The following is an 18,486-nucleotide window of genomic DNA, read 5'->3' as shown; positions in this document are numbered from 1 at the left end:
CCGGACTCTTCAAGAACCGGAGGGTTGGCCACGTTACCGCTAGGCCTCCACTCGTACCTGCGTCACCGCGGATTCCTGACTGACATCGTCCAGACGTTCAACCGTGTAGGCCACTCGCACAGTCGTGCCATGGTGCTCACGCCAGAACCGGTGCGGAACGATAAAGATCAGCGGTTTTCCTGCGGTCTCCCGAGTGATCTCGCGGTCATCCCGGTGATTGAAAAGATCCCCGTCGCACTTGAGATACACCAGCTCGCCTTCCTGCGTCCGGGCATTACCAATCACGATGGTGACGCCATCGACCGAATCATCGTTCAACAGCACGCCATCTTCAGCTTCAAGCACATCGGGAGCATCCAGCTCACCTTGGCAGAACGGAGTGATGACAACTCTCGCGAGTTCGGATTCGCGAACCGCTCCCCCGGCTTGTTCGACTTGATAGCGCACCACCACCTCGCCAGCGAGATGCGCAGCAATGTGCGCTCCATCGATCCAGAATGACAGCACGTCTGCAACAGCAAAGTCTTCTACCTTAAGTCTGTCGCTGAACGTTGCAGGCGATTCATTTGCGCCCCACATCAACGTAACCCGGTCTCCTGCAGCCATTCTGGCGTAAGGCTGGAGCACGACAAGCGTGCCTTCCTTTACTCGCGCCGGATCCAGTGTTCCTCCGATCGCACCCTCGACAATCGGGGCAAGCAACTGTGGGTGTGTATCTCCCACTGACAATTGCAGGCGTGCGGAAAACGCAGGGGTGGAAGAACCCGCACTGAGCAATTTCCAATAGACCTCCAGCGAACCGCCATCCAGCGCCGCGATATGCAACCTTTTGATAACGAAAACGACATCCTTGCCGACCTGGGCTTCGCTGACATAGCGCACCATCTCGTGCTGATAAGCAAAACCCTCGATATCGAGACCTTCCCAACTCAACGCCAACTGATCGCCGCAGGCCATATTTGCATACGGGGCGATACGGACAACGACCGTGCCCAGCGAAGGATCAAGCGTGGCCCCCTCCAGGGAGTCAAGGGTTGCCGCTGGCAGCAGTTCATTCGACACGCGGGGACTGACGGGGTGGCGCATCCGGTAGCAAAACTCGACTTCGTGCGTGTGCATTTAGTGGCTCCATTCCTTGGAAAAAACGCCGTGTTCATGGACGGCGTCGACAGCCAACATTGAACGTGATCCCGCCCATTTTCGATGTCAGCCTAATCCGCCGCAGGCACACAGCAATTGCCTCGAACTCGGTAGGCAAACTTCACAAATTCCCCATCAACCAAGCGAAAGATGGCGGCAACTTCCGATTCGGATCTCACAAGAATCTGAAAATTCGCACAGCTTCTAGTCCAGATTCAACGGCCAAGAGAAGCCTCTTCTGACTTCTTCAACGGGATGAGTGTTTTAGAGTGGCCACCGGATTCCCCGATGAACTTCTGTGAAAAAGGTAAGAACATGCAACGGAATGCTTCAACTCGCTATCCCGTCCTGTTGGTACACGGCCTGTTCGGATTCGAGCGCATCGGTCATTTCGAGCTGTTCCATGATGTAAAGGACGCTCTGAAAACGGCCGGCAGTCGAGTGTTTGTTCCACAGCTTTCTGCCACTCATAAAAACGAAACAAGGGGTGAACAACTGCTTGCACAGATTGATCGTGTTCTGCGAGGCACAGGTGCCGACAAAGTCAACCTCATCGGACACAGCCAGGGCGCACTGGCTGCCCGATACGCTGCGGCGCTTGCACCACACGCGGTAGCCTCGGTGACTTCCGTCAGCGGTCCGAACCACGGTTCGGAGCTGGCCGATTTTTTGCGCAAGGCACTGGTGCCCGGGCGACTGCCGGAGGCGGTCGCCCAGAATGTGGCGACACTGTTTGGCAATTTTCTTTCGCTGCTCAGCGGCAGTGCGACGTTGCCACAGAACGCGCTGGCGGCACTCAATGCTCTGACGACCGAGGGCGTGGGCGATTTCAACGACAAGTTTCCGCAAGGATTACCCGAAACCTGGGGCGGCCACGGCGCGGAACAGGTCAACGGTGTGCACTATTACTCCTGGAGCGGCGTTCTGACCGCCGACAATCCGCCGACACTCGATCCGACACGAAGCGTTTGCCATGCGCTATCGCAATACTTCATGACCGAGACCGAACAGAATGATGGTTTCGTCGGCCGCTTCAGCTCTCACCTGGGGCATGTAATCCGCTCCGACTATCCGCTGGATCATCTGAACAGCCTGCGCCGCTCGCCCGGCTCAGTCACTACCCTGCCCGATCCGATTGCACTGTACGTTGAACATGCCGCACGTTTGCGGGCCGCGAATCTCTGAGCAAGGTCGCGGACAACCGAACGGAACTTTGCCGAGAATTCGCCCACTGAATCCGGTAGGCTCCACACTTTACTGAAATAGATTGGAGAGTTTCCCCATGGCAAAAGCCACTGCCCGCCACATCCTTGTTGCCAGCGAAGACAAGTGCAACGAACTCAAGGCCCAGATCGAAGGCGGCGCCGATTTCGCCGAAGTCGCCAAGGCCAACTCCACCTGCCCGTCCAGCCGTCAGGGCGGTGATCTGGGCTCGTTCGGTCCTGGCCAGATGGTCAAGGAATTCGACACCGTGGTCTTCAGCGCGCCAATCAATGTCGTGCAAGGTCCGGTGAAGACTCAGTTCGGTTATCACCTGCTCGAAGTCACCAGCCGTCAGGACTGATCCGTCGTCTGATAGCTCGCCAACGGCCCGCCTTCTGGTGGGCCGTTGTGTTTCAGTTACATATACGGCTGGCGACTGACGCGCCTCTCGCGTACAACTTGCGCCTATCGATTCCCGGTTCCAAGGCTGACAATGCGACTGGTTTTCCCCACATTGATGCTCACCGCCCTCGCCCTGCTGACGGGCGCCACCGGCGCGAACGCTGCACCACAACACGCGTTGACCGTTTATGGCGAACCCGCCAAGTACCCTGCCGGCTTCAGTCATTTCGACTACACCAACCTGCAAGCTCCCAAGGGTGGGACCATGCGCCGCTCGGCCATCGAGATCGGCCACTTTGACCACATCCTCCCTTATATAGACAAAGGCATCGGCGTCACACAGATCGACGGTTTGCTCTATTCGCCGCTGGCCCAGCGTTCACTGGACGAGCCTTACACGGTTTACGGGCTGGTCGCGCAAAAGATGGAGCGCTCGGACGATGGTCTGTCGCTGCGGTTCTTCATCAATCCCAAGGCACGTTTCGCCGACGGCAAAGCGATCACCGCTGAAGACGTGCGCTACACCTACGATTTATTGATGACCCAGGGCAGCCTGCGTTATCGCACCCAGTTTGCTGACGTCAAAGGCATTGAAATCGAAGCACCGCTGATCGTACGTTTCGACTTCAAGAGCAATGAAAACCGCACCCTGCCACTGGACGTCGCGACCCTGCCGGTATTACCCGAGCACTGGTGGAAGAGCCGCGACTTCGCCGGTGGTGGCGGTTACGAAGCGCCACTGGGCAGTGGCCCCTATCGAGTCGGCAAAGTCGATTCAGGGCGCAGCATCACCTTTGAACGCAACGCCGACTGGTGGGGCAAGGATCTGCCGGTCAGTCGCGGCCTCTACAATTTCGATCATTTCAGCATCGAGTACTTCGGTGATACCGACGTCGCCCGGCAAGTGCTGCGCGGTGGAGCCTATGACTACAACCGAGAGTTCTCGGCCACTGGCTATTCAATCGGCTACGACAGCCCGGCGCTGAGCGATGGGCGTTTGCAAAAGGCGCATCTGGCCACCGAGGCGCCGCAGTCGGCCCAGGGCTTTGTGTTCAACCTGCAGAAACCGATGTTCGCCGATCGTCGCGTGCGCCAGGCCCTGGCCATGCTGTGGGACTTCGAGTGGAGCAACCGGCAGATGATGCGCGGCATGTATATTCGCCAGCAGAGCTACTTTTCCAACACGCAACTGGCGGCAAGCGAACTGCCCGATGCCCAGGAGTTGAAAATCCTTGAACCGCTGCGCGGCCAGGTTCCGGAGGAGGTTTTCAGCAAAGTATTCGAAGCGCCGAAAACCGACGGCAGCGGCGTTATTCGTGACAAACAGTTGCAAGCCCTTGAATTGCTCGAGCAGGCCGGCTGGAGACCCGATGGCGATCAATTGGTAAATGCCCAGGGCGAGCCACTGAGCTTCACCTTCCTGGTCAGCCAGAACGGTATGGATCGCTTGTTGCTGCCGTACAAGCGCACGCTGAAACAGATCGGCATCGACCTGAATATTCGCCGTATCGACTCCTCGCAATACGTCAATCGTCTGATGAGCCGCGACTACGACATGATTGTCACCGGCTACCCGGTAAGCACTTCGCCGGGGGGCGAATTGCTCAATTACTTCGCCTCCGCATCGGCCAACGACCCGGGCGCGAACAACTACATGGTGTTGAAAAATCCGGCAGTGGATACGCTGATCAATGGGTTGATTCGCGCGTCCACGCAGTCTGACATGCTGCATTACGCCCATGCCCTGGACCGGGTACTGCAATGGAATTACTACTGGATTCCCAACTACTATCCACCGGGCACCTCGACCGTGTGGTGGAACCGCTTCGGCATACCGTCGGTGCAAGCCAGCAATGACGAAGCCATCGAGAGCTGGTGGGAAATCAGCAGCACGCCGCTGACCAATCAACAGATGACGGCCGAGAAGATCGCCCGTGGCAGACCCGGAGGGCCGCACTGATGTGGGGTTACATACTGCGGCGTCTGCTGCTGATCATTCCGACGCTGGTGATCATCCTGCTGGTCAATTTCGTGATTATCCAGGCCGCGCCCGGCGGACCGGTAGAACAGGCCATCGCCCACCTGCAAGGGATCGGCGGTGCCAGTGTCGGTGGCGGCGCCAGCGAAACCATGAGCGGCACCTCCCGCGCCAGTCGCGGCCTCGATCCACAGTTGATCAAGGACATCGAAAAACAGTACGGCTTCGACAAACCAGCCCACGAACGCTTGTGGCTGATGCTGAAAAACTACGCGCAACTGGATTTCGGCAAAAGCTTCTTCCGTGGCGCGACAGTCACCGATCTGATCCTGGAAAAAATGCCGGTGACCATTTCCCTCGGGCTGTGGGCGACGCTGATCACCTATCTGGTGTCGATCCCGCTGGGTATCCGCAAGGCTGTGCGCCATGGCAGTCATTTCGATATATGGAGCAGCACGGCGATCATCATTGGCTACGCGATGCCGGCGTTTCTGTTTGCGATGTTTCTGATCGTGGTGTTTGCCGGCGGCACGTCGCTGAACTGGTTTCCGGTGCGGGGCCTGGTGTCGGACAACTTCGAATCACTGTCGACCCTCGGCAAGATTGCCGATTACTTCTGGCACCTGGTGCTGCCGGTGACGGCGCTGGTGATCGGTGGTTTCGCCACGCTGACGATCCTGACGAAAAACTCGTTTCTCAATGAGATCACTCGCCAGTACGTGGTCACCGCGCGCGCCAAAGGCCTGAGCGAGCGTCGCGTGCTGTATGGCCATGTGTTCCGCAACGCCATGCTGCTGGTGGTTTCCGGTATACCCCAAGCGTTCATCAGCGTGTTCTTCGCCGGTTCCTTGCTGATCGAAGTGATCTTCTCCCTCGACGGTCTCGGGCGCATGAGCTACGAAGCAGCGGTATCGCGGGATTATCCGGTGGTGTTCGGTTCGCTGTTCATCTTTACCCTCTTCGGCCTGCTGATAAAACTGGTGGGCGACCTGTGTTACACGCTGGTCGATCCACGCATCGACTTCGCCGCGAGGAACGCCTGATGTTCAAGCTCTCGCCTCTGGGCCGTCGGCGCTTCGAGCGCTTCAAGAAAAACCGCCGTGGCTGGTGGTCGCTATGGCTGTTTATCGGCCTGTTTGTGCTGACACTGGGCGGTGAGCTGATCGCCAACGACAAGCCTCTGGTCGTCAGCTATCAGGACCAATGGTACTTCCCGGTATTCAAGCGCCACACCGAGCAGGAGTTCGGCGGGCAACTGCCGTTCCAGGCCGATTATCGCAGCGACTATGTGCAGAATCTGATTCGCAAGGATGGCGGCTGGCTGCTATTCCCACCGATCCCGTTCAGTGACGACACGCCGAACTACGACCTCACCAAACCGACGCCGAGCCCGCCAACGTCGGTCAATTGGCTAGGCACGGACGATCAATCGCGAGATGTGCTGGCGCGGGTGATTTTCGGCGCGCGGGTGTCGATTCTGTTTGCCTTGATGCTGACCTTTGTCAGCGCCCTCATAGGCATTGCTGCCGGGGCATTGCAGGGCTACTACGGCGGCTGGGTCGATTTGCTCGGGCAACGCGTGCTGGAAGTCTGGTCGGGGTTGCCGGTGCTGTACCTGCTGATCATCCTCTCCGGTTTCGTCGAGCCGAATTTCTGGTGGTTGCTGGGGATCATGGCGCTGTTTTCATGGTTGGCGCTGGTGGATGTGGTGCGCGCCGAGTTCTTGCGCGGGCGCAATCTGGAGTACGTCAAAGCTGCCCGTGCGCTGGGCCTGAGCGACCGCAAAGTGATCTTCCGGCACATTCTGCCCAATGCCATGAACGCGACACTGAGCTACTTGCCGTTCATTCTGACCGGGGCGATTTCCACCCTTACCGCGCTGGATTTCCTTGGTTTCGGCATGCCCGCTGGCAGCGCCTCGCTGGGCGAGTTGATCGGTCAGGGCAAACAGAATCTGCAAGCACCGTGGCTCGGGTTGACGGCGTTTTTCACCCTGGCGCTGATCCTTTCTTTATTGGTGTTCATCGGCGAAGCGTTGCGTGACGCGTTCGACCCTCGATCCTGAAGCGTGGCCATGACTGACAACCTGATTGAAATCCGTAACCTCAACGTTGCCTTCCATGGCCAGAGCGTGGTCCGCGACCTGTGCCTGGACATTCGCCCCGGTGAGTGTCTGGCGCTGGTGGGCGAATCGGGCTCGGGCAAATCGGTGACCGCCCATTCGATTCTGCAATTGCTGCCCGAAAGCGAAGCGCAAACCACTGGCAGCATTCGCTATCGCGGACAGGAGCTGATCGGCGCCGATCCCAAGGTCTTGCGCGAGTTGCGCGGCAACCGTATCGCGATGATCTTTCAGGAGCCGATGACCTCGCTCAATCCGCTGCACACCATCGAAAAGCAGATCGGCGAAACCCTGCTGTTGCACCGTGGCCTCGGCGGCAAAGCAGCGCAGGCGCGGATCCTCGAACTGCTCGGGCTAGTGGGCATCCAGAAACCCAAGGAACGCCTCAAGGCTTACCCGCATCAACTTTCCGGCGGACAACGCCAGCGGGTGATGATCGCCATGGCCCTGGCCTGCGAACCGGAGCTGTTGATCGCCGATGAGCCGACTACCGCGCTCGACGTGACGGTGCAGCGCAAGATCCTGCTGCTGCTCAAATCCCTGCAACAACGCTTGGGCATGTCGCTGCTGCTGATCAGCCACGACCTCAATCTGGTGCGCAGCATTGCGCAACGTGTGTGCGTGATGAAGGCCGGGCAAATCGTTGAACAGGCTCCCTGCGAAGTCCTGTTTACTGAACCGAAGCATCCTTATAGCTGTGTGCTGCTCAACGCCGAACCCGAAGGCGAAGCGTTGCCTCGAGATGAGCGCGAAAACGTGCTGGAAGTCGACGATTTGAAGGTTGAGTTTGTCGTCGGCGGCGGCCTGTTCCAGCGCAAACAATACCTGCGGGCGGTGGACGGCATCAGCTTGAGTATCCAGCGTGGCAAGACGTTGGGCATCGTCGGCGAATCCGGTTCCGGCAAGTCGACACTGGGTCAGGCGATCCTGCGGTTGCTCGACTCCGAAGGCAGTATCCGTTTTCAGGGTGAAGCGCTCGACGGCCTCAATCAGAAACAGATGCGCCCGTGGCGGCGGCAGATGCAGGTGGTGTTTCAGGATCCGTTCGGCAGCCTCAGCCCACGAATGTCGGTCGCGCAGATCATCAGCGAAGGCCTGGAAGTGCATTGCGAGTCGAGCGCTGACGAGTGCGATGAGCAAGTCATCCGCGTGCTTGAAGAGGTCGGCCTCGACCCGGAAAGTCGCCATCGCTATCCCCATGAATTCTCCGGTGGTCAGCGCCAGCGCATTGCTATCGCGCGGGCTCTGGTGCTGAAACCGGCGCTGATTCTGCTCGACGAGCCGACGTCGGCGCTGGATCGCACGGTGCAAAAACAAGTGGTCGCCCTGCTCCGCCAGCTTCAGGAAAAACACGGTTTGACCTATCTGTTCATCAGCCACGATCTGGCGGTGGTGCGCGCTCTGGCCCACGACATGATTGTGATCAAGGACGGCAAAGTGGTCGAGCGTGGTGCCAGCCATGATGTGTTTGATGCGCCGCAGCATCCGTATACCAAAGAGCTGTTGGCGGCGGCGCATACGGGGTAGGCGTCATATGTGTTCGGCTTGAAACCGGGTCGAGGCTTTCGCGAGCAGGCTCGCTCCCACAAGGTTCGCGCCGGACACAAAATTTGGGAACGACCCAATCTACTGTGGGAGCGAGCCTGCTCGCGAAGGGGCCGGCACAGGCCATACACAATCAGGATCAGCCTCCATGAACACCACCGAAAGCCTCAAGGACTACCAACGGGTTCGCACCTTGGCGATCCGTTCGCTATTCGAGATCATCGAGCAATCCAGCGAAGGCACGGTGATTGTCGATCGTGATGCGAACATCGTCTGGATGAACGAGCGTTACGCCCGGCGATTCGGTCTCGAATCGGCTGCAGGCGCGATCGGCAAACCCTGTGAAAGCGTGATCCCCGGCAGCTTGTTGCGGGAAGTCGTGCGCACCGGCCGCCCCATTCTTCTGGACATGCAGGACACGCCGAAAGAGCCTTTGGTGGTGATGCGCCTGCCGATCCACGACGACGCCGGTGCGGTGATCGGCGCGATCGGTTTTGCCCTCTTCGACGAGTTGCGCACGTTGTCACCGATGCTCAAACGTTACTTGAGCATGCAGGAAGAACTGGCCTCGACCCGTTCTCTGTTGCGCGCCCGACAGACCAAATACAACTTCGCTCATTTCATCGGCACCAGCGCCGCCAGCCTTGAAGTCAAACGTCGTGCCCGACGCAGTGCCAGTGCCGAGTCGCCAGTGCTGCTGCTCGGCGAAACCGGCACCGGTAAAGAGTTGCTGGCCCAGGCTATTCACAGCGCCTCGCCACGGGCGCACAAAGCGTTCGTCAGCATCAACAGCGCGGCGATTCCCGAGGCACTGCTGGAGGCAGAATTTTTCGGCACGGCGCCCGGCGCGTTTACCGGCGCCGACCGCAAGGGCCGCACCGGCAAGTTGCAGATCGCCCAGGGCGGCACGCTGTTTCTCGACGAGATTGGCGATATGCCGCTGCCCTTGCAAAGCAAACTGCTGCGCGTGTTGCAGGAAAAGGAGTTCGAACCGGTCGGCTCCAACGAGGTGATTCAAAGTGACGTGCGCGTGATAGCCGCGACTTCGACCGATCTGCAAGCGGCGATCAAACGCGGTGAATTCCGTGCTGATTTGTACTATCGCCTGAATGTGTTGCCGATTCAGGTGCCGCCGCTACGTGAACGTCTTGATGACCTGCCGGCGCTCAGCGAAGCGATTCTTGAAGAGCTGCGCAGTCAGCATGAGCTGCACCGGGATGCTCTCGAACTGCTCGGGCAACACGCGTGGCCGGGGAATATTCGCGAACTGCGTAATGTTCTCGAACGGGCGGCGTTGCTCAGTGATGACTTGATGCTGACCGAGCAGGATATTCGTGCGGCGATTGGCACGTTGACGCCGGTTGAACGTGCGCTGGCGCCGATGGCTGAAGCGTTGACGACCGAGACTTACGCGCAGGCGCGGGAGCGATTTGATCGGCAACTGATACAGGCAGCACTTGAGCAATATCAGGGTAAAGTGCCGGAAGCTGCGGCTCGACTGGGGCTGGGGCGTTCGACGCTGTACAAGAAAATGGTGGCGTTGGGGATTGCCTGAGTCTCTATATAGAGACAATGATCTCTTTCTGTAGATGGATTGTTTGAAGATCAAACGATCGCAGCCTTCGGCAGCTCCTACAGGGGAAATTCGCGCTCGTACTGTAGGAGCTGCCGAAGGCTGCGATCTTTTCGGTTTAACTTAGTCTCTAAAACGAGATAAAACCGTTGAAAACTTTTATCCACAACCAGTTAATTCCATATATTTCAACAACTTAGATATCTGGCACAGATCTCGCTAACGCCTCTCCCACACCCGTTCCACCCACAAAAATAACAATTCTGGAGAGACACACCATGAGTGTGATCATTGCCTTGGCGGCCCTCGCGCTGCTGATGCTCGCCGCCTACCGTGGCTACAGCGTTATCCTCTTCGCCCCGATTGCCGCCCTCGGCGCTGTCCTGCTCACCGACCCTTCCGCCGTCGCCCCTGCGTTCACCGGGGTGTTCATGGAGAAAATGGTCGGGTTTATCAAACTGTATTTCCCGGTTTTCCTGCTCGGCGCCGTGTTCGGCAAGTTGATCGAACTGTCGGGGTTCTCCCGCTCGATTGTCGCTGCGGCCATTCGTTTGCTCGGCACCAAACAAGCAATGCTGGTAATCGTGCTGGTCTGCGCCCTGCTCACCTACGGCGGCGTGTCGCTGTTCGTGGTGGTCTTCGCGGTTTACCCGTTTGCTGCCGAGATGTTTCGCCAGAGCAATATCCCCAAACGGCTAATCCCGGCCACCATCGCCCTCGGCGCGTTCTCGTTCACCATGGACGCCCTGCCCGGCACGCCGCAAATCCAGAACATCATCCCCAGCACATTCTTCAATACCACCGCGTGGGCGGCGCCGTGGCTGGGCGTGATCGGCACGATTTTCGTGTTCTGCGCCGGCATGCTGTTTCTGCAGCGTCAACGCAACAAGGCTCAACGCGCTGGCGAAGGCTACGGCACTGAATTGCGCAACGAACCGGAAACCGCTGAAGACCTGAAACTGCCAAACCCATGGATTGCCCTGTCGCCGCTGCTGGCAGTGGGCATCATGAACCTGCTGTTCACCCAGTGGATTCCGCAGTGGTACGGCAAGACTCACAGCCTCGCGCTGCCGGGCATGGCCACGCCGGTCACCACCGAAATCGCCAAACTCACCGCGATCTGGGCGGTGCAAGCGGCGTTGCTGGTGGGCATTCTGATGGTCCTGGCGTTCGGCTTTCAGGCGATTCGCAGCAAGCTCGCCGAAGGCAGCAAAAGCGCGGTCAGCGGTGCATTGCTGGCGGCGATGAACACCGCGTCGGAATACGGCTTCGGCGCAGTGATCGCGTCGCTGCCGGGCTTTCTGGTGCTGGCGGACTGGCTCAAGCAAATACCCAATCCATTGGTCAACGAAGCCATCACCGTGACCCTGCTCGCCGGTATCACCGGTTCCGCATCGGGCGGCATGAGCATTGCGCTGGCGGCGATGTCCGAGCAGTTCATCAGTGCGGCCCACGCGGCGAATATTCCGCTGGAAGTGCTGCACCGCGTCGCCGCGATGGCCAGTGGCGGCATGGACACCCTGCCACACAACGGCGCGGTCATCACCTTGCTTGCGGTGACGGGACTGACCCACCGCGAAGCCTATAAAGACATTTTCTGTATTACGCTGATCAAGACCCTGGCGGTTTTCGTAGTGATCGGCACTTTCTACGCCACTGGCATTGTGTGAGGTATTCATGACGACTCTTTCCGGCAAGACCGCACTGGTTACCGGCTCCACCAGCGGCATCGGCCTGGGCATCGCACTGAGCCTGGCCAAGGCTGGTGCGAATCTGATTCTCAACGGTTTCGGTGATGCATCGACAGTCATCGCCGAAGTCGCCCGGTTCGGCGGCAAGGTCGGCCATCATCCAGCGGATGTCAGTGACCCGGCGCAAATCGCCGAGATGATCGCCTACGCCGAACGCGAGTTCGGCGGTGTCGACATTCTGGTCAACAACGCCGGCATCCAGCATGTCGCCGCCGTGGAAGAGTTCCCCGTCGAGCGCTGGGATTCGATCATCGCCATCAACCTGTCCTCGGTGTTTCACAGCACGCGCCTGAGCCTGCCGGGGATGCGCGCCAAAGGTTGGGGGCGGATCATCAATATCGCCTCGGTGCATGGTCAGGTCGGTTCGACCGGTAAAGCAGCTTATGTGGCCGCCAAGCACGGCGTGATCGGTTTGACCAAAGTGGTCGGCCTGGAGACCGCGACCAGTAACGTTACGTGCAACGCGATCTGCCCGGGCTGGGTGCTGACCCCGCTGGTGCAGAAGCAGATCGATGACCGCGCGGCCAAGGGTGTCGATCCGCAACAGGCGCAGCATGATTTGCTGGCCGAGAAACAACCGTCGCTGGAGTTCGTCACGCCGCAGCATCTGGGCGAACTGGTGTTGTTCTTGTGCAGCGAAGCTGGCAGCCAGGTGCGCGGGGCGGCGTGGAATATTGATGGTGGGTGGCTGGCCCAATAGCACAGCCATCCTCCTCTGTGGGAGCGAGCCTGCTCGCGAAATCGGTGGGTCAGCCAATGAAGTCGTTGAATGTGCGGACGTCTTCGCGAGCAGGCTCGCTCCCACAGGTGTCATGTGTTCGCTCGACCTTGTGCATGAATAAAACAAGAGGCAAACAATGTCCGACATCCTCTGGCAACCCGACGCCAACCGAATCGCCCAATCGCGCATGGACGCTTTCCGTCGTGCGGCCAATCAACGCCATTCACTGAAACTTGACAACTACCCCGCCCTGCACCAATGGAGCATCGAGCGGCGTGAGGAGTTCTGGCAGGCGATCGTCGATTTCTTCGATATCCGCTTCCACACACAACCGGATGCCGTGCTGCGTGAAGGCGCGCAAATGCCGGACGCCGAGTGGTTTCCCGGCGCCACGCTGAACTTCGCTGAACACCTGCTGCGTCGTCGCGACGATGCGGTGGCGGTAGTAAGCGTGGCGGAGAATGGCCAGCGCGAACAGTTGACCTGGGCCGAACTCGCCGAGCACGTCGCCGGATTTCAAGCGAGCCTGCAAGCCGCCGGCGTTGGCCTCGGCGATCGCGTCGCAGCGTGCATGCCGAATACCTGGCAGACACTGGTGGCGATGTTGGCCACCACCAGTCTCGGCGCGATCTGGTCGTGCTCCTCGCCAGACTTCGGCACCCACGGCGTGATCGACCGCTTCGGCCAGATCGAGCCGAAGCTGTTGATCACCTGCGCCGCTTATCGCTATGCCGGCAAGACCATCGACCAGACCGACAAAATCAACGGAATACTCGAACAACTGCCAACGTTAAGGCAGTTGATCATCGTGCCGTACGCCCACCCGCACGCCCACGTCGAGGCTTACCGGACTTGCGCCGAAGTGGCCCTGTGGGATGAATTCTATCAAGCCGGCGGCGAGCCGGATTTTGTCCCGGTGCCGTTCAATCATCCGCTGTACGTGCTGTATTCCAGCGGCACCACCGGTGTGCCGAAATGCATCATCCACAGCACCGGCGGTGTACTGCTGCAGCACGTCAAGGAACACGGCCTGCACTGCGATCTCGGCCCGGGAGATCGGCTGTTTTACTACACAACGTGCGGCTGGATGATGTGGAACTGGCTGGTCTCGGCGCTCGCGGTCGGCAGTGCCGTGGTGCTCTACGACGGCTCGCCGTTTCACCCGGACAACCAGCGTTTGCTCGACTTGATCGACGACGAACGCATCAGCGTGTTCGGCACCAGCCCGAAGTTTCTCGCCACCCTGGAAAGCAGCGGTGCCAAGCCCCGCGAAAGCCATGATCTGGGCAGCCTGAAAACGCTGCTGTGTACCGGCTCGGCGCTGTCACCGCAAGGCTACGACTTCGTTTATCGCGACTTCAAACCGGATATATGTCTGGCGTCGATGTCGGGCGGCACTGACATTGTTTCGTGCTTCGTCAATGCCAATCCGCTGTTATCCGTGCGGCGCGGCGAGATCATGGGCAAGAGCCTGGGCATGGCCGTGGAAGTCTGGAACGATGCCGGTCAGTCGGTGATCGGTGAAAAAGGCGAACTGGTCTGCACCCGACATTTCCCGGCCATGCCGATCGGCCTGTGGAATGATCCGGACGGAGCAAAACTGCGGCAATCGTATTTCAGTCTGTTTCCCGGTGTTTGGGCACAAGGCGATTACGCTGAACAACGGCCGCACGGCGGGATGCTGATTCATGGCCGCTCCGACGCGGTACTCAATCCGGGGGGCGTGCGCATCGGCACGGCGGAGATTTACCGTCAGGTCGAGAAAGTCACAGAAGTGCTGGACAGCGTTGCCATCGGTCAGCAGTGGCTGGATGACGTGCGGGTTGTGCTGTTTGTGAGATTGCGTGAAGAGTTGACACTGGATGAGGCGCTGGAGCAGCGCATCCGCGAGGTGATCCGCGCCAATACCACACCAAGGCATGTACCGGCGAAGATCGTTGCAGTGACGGACATTCCGCGCACCATCAGCGGCAAAATTGTCGAACTGGCCGTACGCGAAGTGGTACATGGACGGCCAGTGAAGAACACCGATGCGTTGGCCAATCCCGAAGCGCTGGAGCAGTTTCGGGATCGGCGGGAGCTGGAGATCTAGTACAAGAGATTTGTGCCAGATGACTACACCGGTCTGGTCCAGCCTTCTTCCAGGGGCGGATCAGTCAGATCGTGGGTAGATGTGGCGTTCAGTTTGATCAATACAGGTCCGGTAATCGTGCCATCGACACTGTTGTCAATGGCTGCGCGTAGCACTCGCAAATTGCTTTCGAACGTCACTTTATCGGTGCTCATCTGGCTTAGGAGTGAGGTGAGCACTGCCAGAGAATCGGCGTTTTCAAAGGCTTTGGTACTTGGGTGAAAGACGTTGCTGGAACCTGCAACCGCCAGTCGCCCCAAGGCAAGATCAAGCAGTGCAGTCACGTCCAGCTGTTGCCCACCCTTGGTAACGCCATCAACATCCAGGGCATAACCGACATCATTGTTCTGGACGATCCCGTGAAATAACTCGTGAATCACATCGTCCGCTACTACGTCATGGTTCATGCCCTTATCGATGAACTGTCGATTGATATTGGGCGTATTGATCTGGATGAACGGAATCGGGCTCTGCCCACCGGCGCGCTTCCATTGCTGGTAGGCCCGCACATCAAACTCAGCGATGTCGTTCGTCTCCTTGAGCGGATCAAGAACGAAGTTGCTCATGGAAACGCCGGCAAAATCTGCCCTGACCAACCGCAGATAATCCAAAACACGATTCGCCGCATCGCTGGAAGTCTGGCCCATCAATATTTTTATCAGCGCATCGCGCTCAGCCCGGTAGTCATGGTTAGTCAACACACTGATCGCACTTTCTATTTTCGCCCGTACCCGCGGCAAGCTTTGCTCGATGAACAGTCGTGTATAACTGACGGGCAAGGTGTGATTGGCACGCGTTAACCGAAGTGAGGCAGTGAAGTTGAAATGCCCCAAAGCCGGCCCCCAGGGCTTGCCCAAACGATCCAGTGCATACCACTTGTAGTTATTGCGCGCCGCCAGCACCGTGAGCGTGTCGGAAGCTGAAGCATTCGGCCGCCATGTACCATGTGCTGCTGAAGTATTATCCGCTGAGCGGATCAGGTTCTTGCCTTTATTACTGCCGTGCAGCGTGGTCAATTGAGATTTGGCCAGTCCCAGCAGTTCCAGCGTAGGCTTGCTGAATCGCAGTAATCCCTTGTGTACGAGTTTACCGACGCCGTACACCGCCGTGGGTACGCCATCCACCGGATTGAAAGCAGAGACGGAGGTCGCCACCACAAGTTTGGTCACGCGCGCGGCTTTGCTGGCCGCAGAGATTGCCTTGGCGGAAATGCTCAAGGCTTTGACACCGGCGCCATAGAATGCGCCTCCCAAAGCAATGGCATCCATGAGGCAACCGTAGATCCCGTCTACGACTCGATTGTGCTCACCCGTTGATATGTCCTCGATACATTTTTTGAAAGGCACGGCCAGATCAACGAAGTAAGTGGCGATTCTCTCGCCTTTTGCCCGCTCTGCTTCGAGTTCCGTTGGCTCCGTGGCCGCCGCTACCAGTTCTTCAAACTTGATCACAGGATGATGATTGATGATGAACTCGGCCAGGCGCACGAGTTGTGGATTGCTGAAGTTCTTGTAAGCACTCTTCTGCAGCTGGATCGGGTTGGCAGCAGCGCTCAGCACGCCGAGTTTTTCAGCAATGGCCTGACCAGATCCTGAAATGAAGTCTGGAGAATCGCCATGTAAGTACTTGGAAAAATCAATATTGAAAGACGTTTTAGCGATAGGGTCATCTTGTTCCTTCAGATCACCATTGAAATCCAGTCTGGCGGCTTTCTGGAACAAGCCTCGCCTGACCAGTTCATTACCAAGCTGATTATTCTTTACCAGTTCGCCCCGCAACGTAAACAACTCATAGGCAGTCAGCTCCGCACCATTTGACACGCACATCAATAGTCCGAAACGCCCGGTGGCAGCATCCTTGCCTTGCCGTGTTTCATAGTCCACCTCATAAGTAAAAGGTCCGGCGATACGAAACGACGAAGTTTCAATCGCATGGTCGCGGAAGGTGAAGAAGGTAACGGTGCCTTTCAGAAAGGCCTGCAGATCCCTATGTGGCATGTTGGAAAGCGCCAGTTTCACCGTGGCAACCAACGAGCGATTGAGGTTTTCCAGATAGACCCGCAACTGGCGATGAAACTCTTGGTCATTCGGGCGCAGGCGACGTAGCCGTGGAAATTCTTCGTGGATACTCACAACCGAAGGGTCGTGACGTTTGGGCCGTTCGTAGTTGGTCACACCACCATGCAAGGAAGGAATATTGGAGTAGACGTTATCCGGGAGGATTTCCGGCCGATCCCAAGCCCCTCCAGACAGATCGCCGGACATATGCAAATCGATCATGCAGGCGGCCGTCGGAGACGCGCCGAGGCCCGGATGCTGGTGAAGTATTTTTTCTTCCAGAAAGTCACACAGCGGCGCGGCATCTTCCAGCGCTTCTTTTGCGATCAGGCGCCTGTCCGGCAGCCGGCCGAAGCGCGGAACGAAGTGGTCTGCATACTCCTGGAATGCAGACAGCGCACGCTCTGTGGTTTCCTTTTCCTTATTCGCCAACTCAGACGACGTCACCACATCATTGATCAATGCCCAATCGATCATCGGGCCGATCATTGCCATATCACGCAGGTGCAGCTGCGCCTCACCCAGTGGCTCCAGTTCGCCATAGGCGACTATTTGTGCATAGCTCATTACCCGCGCCGCGCCCTTTCGCACAGACTCGGCCAAGACGACGGCGCGGCAATAACTCATCCATTCCACCGAACCCATCAATAGCGAAGACGGAATACCCTTGACCAAAAACTCCGGAGCAATACCCGTCAGCAACAAGTGCGCAGCGACCGCTGCCAAACTCGCCGATGCCATTTGTTTGGCTACCAAAAACGCCCGTAACTCCTGGCAAATAACGGTGGCCTGGCGGCCGACATTGCTCGGTGCATAAAGCTGCAAGCCTGCGATGGACTTGCGAGCGGAGTTACCGCCAATCGATGGGTCGATATCCAGCAACAGGGCAGTTACCAATAACTTGGCGAGACCACGATTTGATGGTATCTCTCCCGGCTGCGAACCCAGCCACTGCAGTTTTTGCAGATAAGCCGTGGCCAGCTCACGCGCGTAGTCATGGCTGAGTACACGGACAATCCACCCGTCAGCATTCTTTTCGGTGACGGCTGTTTGTCCGGTATGACGGTGCAGAACGTCCAATAGCTTTTGGCCTGCTCCCACCAGTTGCGTTGTTACCGAACGTATGGCACGGCATTGTTCGGCAGACAGCACAATCAGCGAATGATCTTCTGCATCCAGCAACTCCCAGAAATTACCGAGCGAATCCACCTGCGGATTGAATTCAAAGTAACCGATCAGATTCTGTGTTTGCGACAAGGTTTGCGGGACTGGTAAATTGTGAAACTTCAGCCATTGATCAATGTTGACGTCATCGGCGTCGTAGATATATCCACAAGCCTGCTTGGCGATATCACCGACCAGCAGAACATTTTGATAAAGCCGGGTACGCTGGGGAATATTATCGAGATCTACTTCATGCCATTTCCCGGTTTCCTTTCGAAAGACTTCGACCCTACTGTTTTGATTTACTCTGACCAAAACGGTATTAAGTGCACGATGGCGACGTAGCTCGCTCATAATCAGGTCGTTGTCGAGCAATTTGCTCCAGAGCATACGCCCGGGATTAAAAATCTCATGAAAAGACGATCCCGCCTGGACATCAACGGCGTAGCCCTGCCAGCTATAAACCGGATCAACGCCTTGTTCTTTGACTGCATCGCGCAACTGAGCAAGTACCGCCTCTCGCTCTTCAGCGTCAATTGCTTGTCGGCGCTGCTGCTGTTGATGGGCAACGCTGTAAGACTTGAATAACTTCCCTGTACTTTCAGACAACATCATGGCTTCCTTATAAATATAGATACGCTCTAGCTGAGCAAGTAAAGTTAACCCCACCCATCGCCAGAGACGCCATCAAACATTTAT

12 protein-coding genes are annotated in these 18,486 nt (G+C 57.8%); 10 read left to right on the top strand and 2 right to left on the bottom strand.

Annotated features, from left to right (window positions below; genetic code table 11):
* Positions 1-39 precede the first annotated feature (39 nt).
* Positions 40-1,119 carry a hypothetical protein gene (locus ACRRSD_RS27685; protein WP_435036415.1) on the bottom strand — a complete coding sequence of 360 codons (1,080 nt, stop codon included), beginning with the start codon at positions 1,117-1,119 and terminating at the stop codon, positions 40-42.
* 336 nt (positions 1,120-1,455) lie between these two features.
* Here ACRRSD_RS27685 and ACRRSD_RS27680 point away from each other — a divergent pair, with 336 nt between their 5' ends.
* The 10 genes from ACRRSD_RS27680 to ACRRSD_RS27635 all read left to right on the top strand — a co-directional run bounded on the left by ACRRSD_RS27680 (position 1,456) and on the right by ACRRSD_RS27635 (position 14,527).
* Positions 1,456-2,325, top strand: coding sequence for a lipase family alpha/beta hydrolase (locus tag ACRRSD_RS27680; RefSeq protein WP_435038554.1), 870 nt, complete (start codon positions 1,456-1,458; stop codon positions 2,323-2,325).
* Positions 2,326-2,422: 97 nt separating this feature from the next.
* On the top strand, positions 2,423-2,704 hold the full coding sequence (locus tag ACRRSD_RS27675; RefSeq protein WP_003445034.1) for a peptidylprolyl isomerase: 282 nt from the start codon (positions 2,423-2,425) through the stop codon (positions 2,702-2,704).
* Between the two features lie 132 nt (positions 2,705-2,836).
* On the top strand, positions 2,837-4,705 hold the full coding sequence (locus ACRRSD_RS27670; RefSeq protein WP_435036414.1) for an extracellular solute-binding protein: 1,869 nt from the start codon (positions 2,837-2,839) through the stop codon (positions 4,703-4,705).
* The gene (locus ACRRSD_RS27665; RefSeq protein WP_435036413.1) at positions 4,705-5,766 is read left to right on the top strand and encodes a microcin C ABC transporter permease YejB; all 1,062 of its coding nucleotides are present in this window, start codon (positions 4,705-4,707) and stop codon (positions 5,764-5,766) included. Before ACRRSD_RS27670 ends, ACRRSD_RS27665 begins: the two co-directional genes overlap by 1 nt.
* A complete protein-coding gene (locus tag ACRRSD_RS27660) occupies positions 5,766-6,788 on the top strand; it encodes an ABC transporter permease (protein WP_435036412.1) in 1,023 nt (340 codons plus the stop codon). Before ACRRSD_RS27665 ends, ACRRSD_RS27660 begins: the two co-directional genes overlap by 1 nt.
* A gap of 9 nt (positions 6,789-6,797) precedes the next feature.
* Positions 6,798-8,372, top strand: coding sequence for an ABC transporter ATP-binding protein (locus ACRRSD_RS27655; protein ID WP_435036411.1), 1,575 nt, complete (start codon positions 6,798-6,800; stop codon positions 8,370-8,372).
* Positions 8,373-8,538: 166 nt separating this feature from the next.
* A complete protein-coding gene (locus ACRRSD_RS27650; protein WP_435036410.1) occupies positions 8,539-9,945 on the top strand; it encodes a sigma-54 interaction domain-containing protein in 1,407 nt (468 codons plus the stop codon).
* A gap of 296 nt (positions 9,946-10,241) precedes the next feature.
* Positions 10,242-11,633 carry a GntP family permease gene (locus tag ACRRSD_RS27645; protein ID WP_077573126.1) on the top strand — a complete coding sequence of 464 codons (1,392 nt, stop codon included), beginning with the start codon at positions 10,242-10,244 and terminating at the stop codon, positions 11,631-11,633.
* 7 nt (positions 11,634-11,640) lie between these two features.
* Positions 11,641-12,414, top strand: a complete 774-nt coding sequence (gene hbdH, locus ACRRSD_RS27640; RefSeq protein WP_141129477.1) for a 3-hydroxybutyrate dehydrogenase — start codon at positions 11,641-11,643, stop codon at positions 12,412-12,414.
* A gap of 157 nt (positions 12,415-12,571) precedes the next feature.
* Positions 12,572-14,527: an acetoacetate--CoA ligase gene (locus tag ACRRSD_RS27635; protein ID WP_435036409.1), complete on the top strand. Its 1,956-nt coding sequence runs from the start codon at positions 12,572-12,574 to the stop codon at positions 14,525-14,527.
* A 23-nt stretch (positions 14,528-14,550) separates the two neighbouring features.
* On the opposite strand, the gene ACRRSD_RS27630 is transcribed toward ACRRSD_RS27635, so the two are convergent.
* Entirely contained in the window at positions 14,551-18,399 is a 3,849-nt protein-coding gene (locus ACRRSD_RS27630; RefSeq protein ID WP_435036408.1) for a hypothetical protein, read from the bottom strand.
* Between the last annotated feature and the right edge of the window lie 87 nt (positions 18,400-18,486).

It is taken from the genome of Pseudomonas neuropathica (genome assembly GCF_051174785.1).
Classification (GTDB): Bacteria; Pseudomonadota; Gammaproteobacteria; order Pseudomonadales; family Pseudomonadaceae; genus Aquipseudomonas; species Aquipseudomonas neuropathica_A.
This window is presented reverse-complemented; position numbering and strand designations above follow the sequence as displayed.